Origin of the sequence: Actinomadura darangshiensis (assembly GCF_004349235.1) — a bacterium.
GTDB classification, from domain to species: Bacteria; Actinomycetota; Actinomycetes; order Streptosporangiales; family Streptosporangiaceae; genus Spirillospora; species Spirillospora darangshiensis.
Window position 1 is genome coordinate 1 of record NZ_SMKY01000608.1, and the last position, 1,637, is coordinate 1,637.

At 69.2% G+C, this 1,637-nt stretch carries 1 protein-coding gene; it reads right to left on the minus strand.

Annotation, left to right across the window (positions count from 1 at the left end):
• Positions 1-19: 19 nt before the first annotated feature.
• On the minus strand, positions 20-1,540 hold the full coding sequence (locus E1293_RS46870) for a M1 family metallopeptidase (RefSeq protein WP_132206586.1): 1,521 nt from the start codon (positions 1,538-1,540) through the stop codon (positions 20-22).
• Positions 1,541-1,637: the final 97 nt, after the last annotated feature.

A 1,637-nucleotide genomic window follows, 5' to 3' on the forward strand; every position in this document is an offset into this window, starting at 1 on the left:
TCCCAGGTCCCGGGAGAGGTCAGTCCTGCGGGATGTCGGGCTTGATGGGGGAGTAGAGCCAGTCCTTGAAGAACCCGCTCAGGTCCTGCCCGGCGATCTGCTGCGCCAGCGAGGTGAACTGCTCGGTCTGGCCGTTGCGGTACTTGTGCCGCGCGAACCACGTCCGCAGGACCGTGAAGAACTTGTCGTCGCCGATCTTCTCGCGGAGGAACTGCAGCATCATGCCGCCGCCGCTGTACACGCGGTCGTTGAACATGGTGTCGCGCTGCGGGTCGGCGGTCAGCACCGACCAGTACGGCCGGCCCTCACGGTCGGGGAACGGGCGGGCGGCGTAGGTGGCGCGGGCCGAGTCGTGCACCGAGCTGCCGCCGTGGACCTCGGTGTAGTACCAGGCCGCCCAGGTGGCGAAGCTCTCGTTCAGCCAGACGTCCTTCCAGCGGTGCGGCGACACGGCGTCGCCGAACCACTGGTGCGCCAGCTCGTGGGCGATCGTCCCGGTGCTGCGCACCGCGGAGTACACCGGCTTGCTCTGCGTCTCCAGCGAGAACCCGAGCGGCTGGTCGTTGAAGCGGGCGTCGTCGGCGATCGCGCCGGTGCTGCCGAACGCGTACTTGCCGAACGTCTTCGACCACAGGTCGGTGACCTCGCTGGTCGTGTCGTAGAAGAAGTTCACCGCGTCCGGCTGGTTCGCGAGGAGCACGGGGTCGACGGCGGTGTAGTTCGGGACGCCGCCGGGCGTGCGGCCCTGCTTCACGTCCCACTTGCCGATGTCGATCGTGGTGAGGTAGCTCGCCATCGGGCTGTCCTCGCGCCACTTGAAGACCTCCACGCGGGACTTCCCGCTGCGGCGGCTGAGCGACGCGGTGGCGGCGCGGTGGTTCATGAGGCGCCCGTTGGCGACCGCGGTCAGGCCCTTCGGCACCGTGATGGTGTAGTCGTAGGTGGCCTTGTCGCTCGGGTGGTCGTTGACCGGGAACCAGGTGCGGGCGCCGTTCGGCTCCCCGCCGACGAACGCGCCGTCCGGGGTGTGCAGGAACCCGTACGGCGAGCCGAACACGATCGGCGAGCCGACGATGGTCTGCGGCACGCCGCCGTACTTGACGACCGCCTGGAAGACCGAGCCCTTCCGCAGGCCGCGGTGCGGCGTGACGACCAGCTCCTGCCCCTGCCGCTTGTACTTGGCCTTGTGCCGGTTCACATAGACCTTCTCCACGTCCATGCCGGACAGGTCCAGGTCGAACCGCGACAGGTTCTGGGTGGCCCGCGCCGTGATCGTCACGGTGCCGTCGAGCTGGTCGTAGTCGGGGTCGTACTGCAGGTCGAGCGAGTAGTGCCGGACGTCGTAGCCGCCGTTGCCCTCCAGCGGGAAGTACGAGTCGCCGACACCGGGTGCGCCGGGGGTGAAGCGCCCGTGGTCGTGGCCGTGCCCGTCCGCGGAGGCGGCGGGCGCGAAGGCGACGACGCTCACGGCGGCGACGGCGAGCGGGAGCATCCGGCCGGGGATCGCCCGGGAGCGGATGGACCGGGGGTGACGCGCCATCAGAGATCCTCTCTCAGAGTGATCAACTAGCGCGAACACGATGCGCCTGTTGGCGGCTTTTGTCGAGCTGACTTGCCGCATGTGGCCGGGACGGGAG